This is a genomic window from Kaistella yananensis, assembly GCF_026107505.2.
Lineage (GTDB): Bacteria > Bacteroidota > Bacteroidia > Flavobacteriales > Weeksellaceae > Kaistella > Kaistella yananensis.
Window position 1 is genome coordinate 1 of sequence record NZ_JAPCHZ010000010.1, and the last position, 7,576, is coordinate 7,576.

5 protein-coding genes are annotated in these 7,576 nt (G+C 37.6%); 4 read left to right on the plus strand and 1 reads right to left on the minus strand.

Annotated elements, in window-relative coordinates; genetic code table 11:
- The first annotated feature begins 1,154 nt into the window (after nt 1-1,154).
- From OK344_RS13315 to OK344_RS13330, 4 genes are all read left to right on the plus strand, one after another.
- Entirely contained in the window at nt 1,155-1,706 is a 552-nt protein-coding gene (locus OK344_RS13315; RefSeq protein ID WP_265145217.1) for a hypothetical protein, read from the plus strand.
- Nucleotides 1,707-1,709: 3 nt separating this feature from the next.
- Entirely contained in the window at nt 1,710-3,068 is a 1,359-nt protein-coding gene (locus OK344_RS13320; protein WP_265145218.1) for a Dyp-type peroxidase, read from the plus strand.
- A gap of 11 nt (nt 3,069-3,079) precedes the next feature.
- Nucleotides 3,080-4,216 (plus strand): catalase family protein, encoded by a 1,137-nt coding sequence (locus OK344_RS13325; RefSeq protein ID WP_265145219.1) that lies wholly within the window; start codon nt 3,080-3,082, stop codon nt 4,214-4,216.
- Between the two features lie 63 nt (nt 4,217-4,279).
- Nucleotides 4,280-6,085: a 3-hydroxyacyl-CoA dehydrogenase gene (locus OK344_RS13330; protein WP_306400648.1), complete on the plus strand. Its 1,806-nt coding sequence runs from the start codon at nt 4,280-4,282 to the stop codon at nt 6,083-6,085.
- 75 nt (nt 6,086-6,160) lie between these two features.
- Here OK344_RS13330 and OK344_RS13335 read toward each other — a convergent pair whose 3' ends face one another.
- Nucleotides 6,161-7,108, minus strand: coding sequence for an alpha/beta fold hydrolase (locus OK344_RS13335; protein WP_265145220.1), 948 nt, complete (start codon nt 7,106-7,108; stop codon nt 6,161-6,163).
- Between the last annotated feature and the right edge of the window lie 468 nt (nt 7,109-7,576).

The window sequence follows — 7,576 nt, forward strand, 5'->3', positions numbered from 1 at the left end:
TGGGAGAAACGGGACCACAAATCAATGCATTACTAGCTGCAACCGCTTGGAACATGAAGAAAATGATGGAACTACTGAAACAGAAAATTATTTTCTTATTTTATAAGATACAAATTATGCTGTTTTCTAATCCTGTTTTTAAAAATAAATTAAATAGTGGGTTTTGTTAAGGAACGACTAGTTAAATTTAGTCTTGAAAAATTGTCTTTTTTTTGGTAAAACTAAAAAAAGACCTATATTTGCAGCAGTAAAAACAAACAATCTTAAATCTTGTTTAAAAAGTGACCTATTCGGTGACCTAAAAATAAGAGAACGATATAAAGCTTATGGATAGGGAGTTTTTCAAATATGAACAAGTCCCGTCCGGATCGCAACTATTACAGCAAAATAGTTCAAAACGCTTTAAAACATAGTTTTTAAAGCGTTTTATGTTTTATATCTGTTCAAGTGGACTAATTCAACAGAATAAAAGTTACCATTCAGTTTCCTAAAAAGATTTGATAAAATAGGTCAATGATCAATTCGGTCTTTCTAAGAGTATTTTTTTAAGATTAGTGACTAAAGAAATGATTTATTTCAGTTACCTATAGAATTTAATAGAAATTAGCGAATCTAGAGCGCAGGGATTAGTCGGTTCGTCAGAAGATACCAAATCGTACAACTCATATTTCAAAACTTTTGCGCTAAAAATTTACGACGCCTACAATACTTTGTTGAGAACGGACGACGCTGTTACCTGTAATAATGCTTAAGAAATAAATTGTTAAGTAAATGTGAGCGGCTACGAACTTTAATCTGTATTTTCAAAGACCATAATGACCGTGAGGAGAAGCTTATTGGAATTGAATTAGCAAAACGTACACTGAATAGATACAGTCGAGTTTCTTTTAAATGCTATAGGTCGGTTTCTTTTTGGGTGTTGCCATATTTAAAGGTAATTAATTCTGTCAATAATTAAAAAATGAGTAGACATAAGATTTTATCATTTGTCAATTGAAGTATTTTAATAAAGCTTAAAAATTCATAGTTTCAGTACATAAAATACGAATTTCGGTACATTACGATAGATTGCTATGGCATAACATTTGTAAAATTCTCCTCAAAATTATTGTTGATTTACAAAATAATATAAATCATTAATCAAAATCTAAATTATGAGTTTTATAGACAAAGTAAAATTGGCTGCCCAGCTAGCAAAGGCGAATTTCAGTGAAGGTATCGATGATGGTTACGACCATTCCACTACATCTGCCGGAAAAAAAGGGTTAAGATCCGGTCGTGTATCTGAGTTAACTGCGATGGCAGACCTAAAACCCGGAGGTGCAGAAAATCTCAAAACCATAATGGAAATTGCAGGCGGAGATCTGAAAGGTGCAACCAAAGTAGGAACGCTGCATGATCTTCGTATAGTTTTGTTTGATAACGATACCAAGATTCTTTTCTGCACGGCTTACGATGGTGATTGGGATGCTTATATTGATGATTTCGCCACAAAAATTCCGCAGCTGATGGACATCATTTTTGGGAATGTAGAAGGCTGGCCAGGCATAAAAAACCCAAGTGTAAAACAGTTCATTCTAGACCATCAGATTACCGCGACAGGTTGGTATGTAGGTGTTCCGCATCTTACGGTGAATGATATAAGGAGAAATGATAAAATCATTAAAGGACTGAATAAGGCAATTGACGAAGCAAATAAAATCTAATCTATGGCACTGGAATTTTTAAAGCGGATTTTTAATCCAAATAAAGTAGAAATTGAGCTGAATGAAATACAGGCCTTAATTCTCAGAAGCCGACCTATACCATATTTCGGAACAGTGGCTATTATTGAAATCAAAGATGCTGTGGCAGCCAGACAAATGCTCCAAAAACTTTTGCCGATTGTGAGTTCTGCGGAAGACTGGCATAAGAATGAAGGCGCATCGGTTACTTTGACATTCACTTATAAAGGTCTGGAAAAAATCGGTGTCCCTCAAGAGTCACTCGATACTTTTCCCGAATCCTTCAAGGAAGGAATGGCAGAACGTTCCCGGTTTCTTTATGACATTGGAGTCAATGACCCTAAAAACTGGGAAAAGGTTTTTAAAAGATCACATATTCACATCGCAGCGGCAGTTATCGCCAACAATGAAGAGGCGTGGAAAAGCCAGCTGGAGGAATTTCGTTCTAAATTGACGAATAACAGCGGCGTAGAAGTAATAATGAGCCACGATTTCGCCGTATCTGAAGAGGTTAAAAATGTATTCGGATTCAGGGATGGCATCAGCAATCCGGAAATTGAAGGCAGTGGGATAGATGTTCCTCCCGGATTTGACCGTCCGCTTAAAGCAGGCGAATTTATAATGGGCTATCCTGGAGAAGCAGGCATCATAAAGCCATTTCCACAACCTGAAGTTTTAGGTAAGAACGGTTCTTTTATGGTTTTCAGAAAGTACCAAAGTCAGGTAGCAGAATTTAATCAATTCATTAAGGAAAATTCTTCTTCGCCGGAAGAGGGAGAACTCTTGGCTGCCAAAATGGTAGGTCGCTGGCGAAGTGGTGCACCTTTGGTTTTAGCTCCCGAAAAGGATGATAAAGCGCTAGGAGATGATATGCAAAAGAACAATGATTTTTCTTTCAAGAATGATGAGTACGGTAAAAAGTGTCCGTTCAGTTCGCATATCCGCAGGATGAACCCAAGAGATTCCAAATCTTTTGTTTTGGAGGATGAACGTTTGCACAGGATCATCAGAAAAAGTGTAACTTTTGGCGACATTGTTCCGCCGGAGGTAACTAAAAATGACGGTAAGGAACGTGGACAGTATTTTATTGGCATTAGTGCCGATGCAATGGGAACACTGGAATTTCTTCAAAAACAATGGGCAAACGATGGTAACGCCCAAAATCTGGGAACAGAAAAAGATCCTATGATCGGTGTACAGGACGAAGACGCACTGTTTTCTGCACCTGGAGAACCCCTCATCAAAAGATACCGTGGTTTGCAGACCTACAACATCGTAAAAGGCGGCGAATATTGTTTTATCCCAAGCATTTCTGCTTTAAAATGGATTAGCGAATTAAAATAAAAAAAAGCACTATGGAAGAATACATCAAGTACAGTTACGAAGTGGAAGAAATTCCAGAAAATTTCGATGAGTATATTACCACCATTAATAACGATATCCGCGAATACATCAAAAATACGCCAAACCTAAGCAGGGCGACCCATCATACAAGAGATGCGCACGCCAATGGCTATGCAGTGCTGAAAGCAGAGGTTGAAATTTTGGATAATCTGCCCGAAGAACTGGCGCAGGGCATTTATGCGAAACCCGGAAAACACCAGGCAGCAGTTCGCTTTTCCAATGGTTCGTCCAGAGTTTTGCCCGATAAACTAAGCGGTAATGCACAAGGATTTGCTTTAAAGATTTTTGGGATAGATGGCAAAAAATTATCTCCCGGAGAGGAAGATTCTCCCAATGTTGATTTTAACCTGATTAATAATCCGGTGTTTTTCTGTAACTCGGCAGAACATTATGTTTTCATTTCAAAGCTTTTTTTAAAGCTAAATGATTTCTTTGAAAAGGGAGCCTTGGGAAAATTGGAATTTGCCACACTTTGGGTCACCGAAAATAAAAAAGCATTTCCAAATTTTGAGGCTTTGAAGGAATTGGGAGCTCTTAAAACTTTTGAAAAAATCCCTTCAATCAACAGTTTTCTTTATGAATTTTACAGTATGGGAGCGGTACGCCACGGTGATTATATCGCCAAAGTAAGAGTGATCCCAACTGAGCAGACCAAGAACGCCATCACGGAAAAAGATATTGATCTAGACAGCGCAGAATGGCCGTACAGAAAAGGAATTATCAAAGAAATAGCTCAAAAAAACCTTACGTTTGAGTTGCAAATACAACTTTGCAAAAACCTGAAAGAAATGCCTGTGAATGACCTTACAAAAGAATGGTCGCAGGAATTATCACCATTCCGTACGGTGGCAAAAATCACAATACCAAAACAAACTGTTCCTGAGGATGGTAATTTTGAAATTATGGAAAATCTGTCTTTTACACCGTTCAGAACCATCGAAGAGAATTCACCGATCGGAAATTTACAGCGTTCACGACAGTCAGCGTATGTAACATCTTCAACCTCAAGACACGAGCTAAACCACAAAAAACGTAAAGAACCAAAGAATTTGGAGGAAGCATTCAGTCCGGAGTTTTATCAATTATAATTGAAAATGAAGATTGCTGAGTCCTAGTTCCGTAAATTTTATTACCAAAAATCAACCAAAATTATGAGCAAAATAAAAAATGTAACGGTAGCTGGAAGTGGTGTTTTAGGATTCCAAATTGCTTTTCAAACTGCAATTCACGGATTTGAAACCACTGTTTACGATATCAGTGATGAAGTGTTGGAAAAGGCGAAAGCAAAGTTCGAGGGCTTGGCCGAAAGTCATAAAAAGGATCTTGGCGCCACCGAAAAACAAATTACAAAAGCCAGGGAAAGACTGCACTATTCATCCGATTTGGCATTTGCCGTGAAAGATGCCGATCTTTTGATAGAAGCAGTGCCAGAAGATATTAAAATAAAAACGGAATTTTATAAGCAACTCTCCGCAATTGCACCGGAGAAAACCATTTTTGTAAGTAATTCATCCACCTTGTTGCCAAGTCAGTTTGCTGAGGTGACAGGAAGACCGGCTCAATACCTTAACCTGCATTTTGCCAATCAAATATGGTTGCGAAATACGGCGGAAATTATGCCACATCCAGGAACCGACGAAAAAATATCTGAGGAAATAGTCGATTTTTCAAAGGCGATAGGGATGGTGCCTATTTTGGTAAAAAAAGAAGTTCCAGGTTATGTGCTCAATTCTTTATTAAATCCATTTCTGAATGCCGGAATGCAGCTTTGGATTGGCGATTATGCTACGCCAGAAACCATAGACAAAACCTGGATGCTGGGAACAGGTTCGCCTCACGGACCAATGGCTTTGTATGATGTTATCGGATTGACGACACCATACAACATTTACAGACTGCAAGTAGAGAAGGGCAAAACAGATGATAAGATTGTTCTGGATAAACTTAAATCAACTTTCATCGACCAAAATAAACTGGGAATTTCTACTGGCGAAGGCTTTTACAAATATCCAAATCCTTCGTGGCAAAGTCCAGATTTTTTGAAAGTGCCGGAAGCCGATTTATCTAAAATCAGTATCAAAAATGTTGTGGTGGCTGGAAGTGGCGTTCTCGGTTTTCAGATTGCGGTGCAGTGTGCTTATTTCGGCTATAAAGTCATGGTTTATGATGTTAATGATGAAGCTTTAAGTAAAGCCAAAAACCGTTTTGATGTCTTGGCTGAAGAATATAAGAACTACCTGAAAGCTGATGAAGAAAAAATCCAAAATACCAAAAATAATCTCACTTATTCTACAGATTTGAAAGCTTCTTTACAAGATGCTGATTTATTGATAGAAGCCGTACCGGAAAGCATCGATATCAAAAAAGATTTCTGGGAAAAAGCTTCTGAGCACGCGCCGGAAAAAACCATTTTCGCGAGCAACTCATCCACACTTTTGCCGAGCAGATTAAGCACATTTACTGATCGTCCGGAAAAATTCATCCATTTACATTTTGCCAATCATATAATGGTTCGTAATATGGCAGAAATAATGGGTTCAGATCAAACCGACCCAACGGTTTATAACGAGATTGTAGAGTTTGCAAAATCCATTGCTATGCTACCCGTGGAACTGAAGAAGGAAAAATCGGGCTACGTTCTGAATTCTTTGTTGATTCCGCTTTTGGTGGCTGGTCTTGCGCTGTGGGCGAATGACGTTGCCGATCCTGCAACAATCGATAAAACCTGGAGAATAGCAACAGGTGCTCCTTTTGGACCGATGGCCATTTTAGATTTGAATGGGATGAACACCAATTACAACATCTTAAAAGAAATCTCGGGAGAATTAACACAGAAAATAGCAGAAAAGCTAAAAACCGAACTTATCGACAAAGGAAAACTTGGTCAGCAATCCGGCGAAGGTTTTTACAAATATCCTGATCCAGAATGGCAAAGCAAGGATTTTTTGAAAGCTTAATAAATGCTAAATTTCCATTATAAACTAAGTATTTTAATTATTAATCAATTATTTTTAATTAAAATACTTTTTTGGTTATGATATTTTTTCATAGAGCCAATCTTTTATACTTTCATAGACAGATTCTTTAATATCTTCATTAAGTATTTCGTGCCGCATAGCAGGATAAATTTTTGTATTAACATCTGTAAATCCATCTTTTTGCATTTGTGTTACCGTTTTTTCAACCCCTTTTCCGAAGTTTCCTATCGGATCATCAGCTCCGCTTACAAAAAGAAAGGGAAATTCTTTTGGTATTTTTTCTGCCCATTTTCTTTCCGTTGCCTGTTGGTTTAGAGAAACTAATGCGTAAAAACCATTATTGGTAAAAGGTACTCCGCATAGGCTGTCCCGGCAAAATGATTCACGGTTGGATTTGCTGAGGCTCAGCCAACTGTTAAGGTCGCCATCTTTCTCGCCTTTAAAATGTTGATTATTAATTTTTGAAAAAGTTTGGTTGATGAATTTGCTCCTGTGTTTTGGGGCAATAATATTCTTAATGGACAGGAAAAATTTAGCCAAACCGATTCCGTTGATTTTTCCTCCCGTTCCCACGATGACTGCGCCTTTAAAATCGGCTTCCTGATTCTGAAGTAAGCATCTTGCAATGAAAGACCCCATAGAATGACCTAGTAAAAAGTGAGGAATGTTAGGGTAGTTGTTTTCTAAAAATGCAGCCATAGTTGCGGCATCGTCTATCAGTTGCTGCTTGGGATTTTCTTTTTGAAAATAGCCAAGTTCTACCCGATTTTCCGCCGTTTTTCCGTGTCCGAGATGGTCATATAATAGAACTGCAAAACCGTTGTTCGCCAGATATTCTGCAAAATTTTTATAACGACCGCTATGCTCCTGCATCCCGTGTAGTATAAGGACAGTAGCCTTTGGAGGTTCATTTATTGGTTCGAATAATTCATAAAAAAGTAAGTGTGTACCTGAGTTGGCAATTTTCTGCCTTTTTATATAGCCTGGTGTATGTTTTGCCATAGTCGGTTGATTTTGTACAAAAATAAAAATTCTGCCCTTGACAAAAGCAAGAGCAGAATAAAGTTAGATAAATTGGTTATTGCAGTCAATCTCTTTTATAGGATTTAATAGAGAGGCGTATTTAGCACGAAAAAACTTAGACAAATTCTTTGCCAGATACATCACAGGTTGGCCATAAAAAAATGAGCTTTAAGCGAATCACGACTGTTAATATTTCCAAATCATTTGTCTTTTTTATCTTCATCGATGAGGACAACGACATCGAAAAAAATTTTGATGGTTCGTTATTTAGTCTCTCCTTAAACCACCTATAATTTACTGATTATTAGTATTTTGGGTTTAAAATAGTTTGTTTTTTATTGCAAGAATTTGTATCTTAGAGCTTTAAAACCTTGCAAATATGTTGGGGAAAAATCCAGAAAAGAAGCCAGAATTATTCCGCCCAATGTTGGTGGATTTTATTGACCA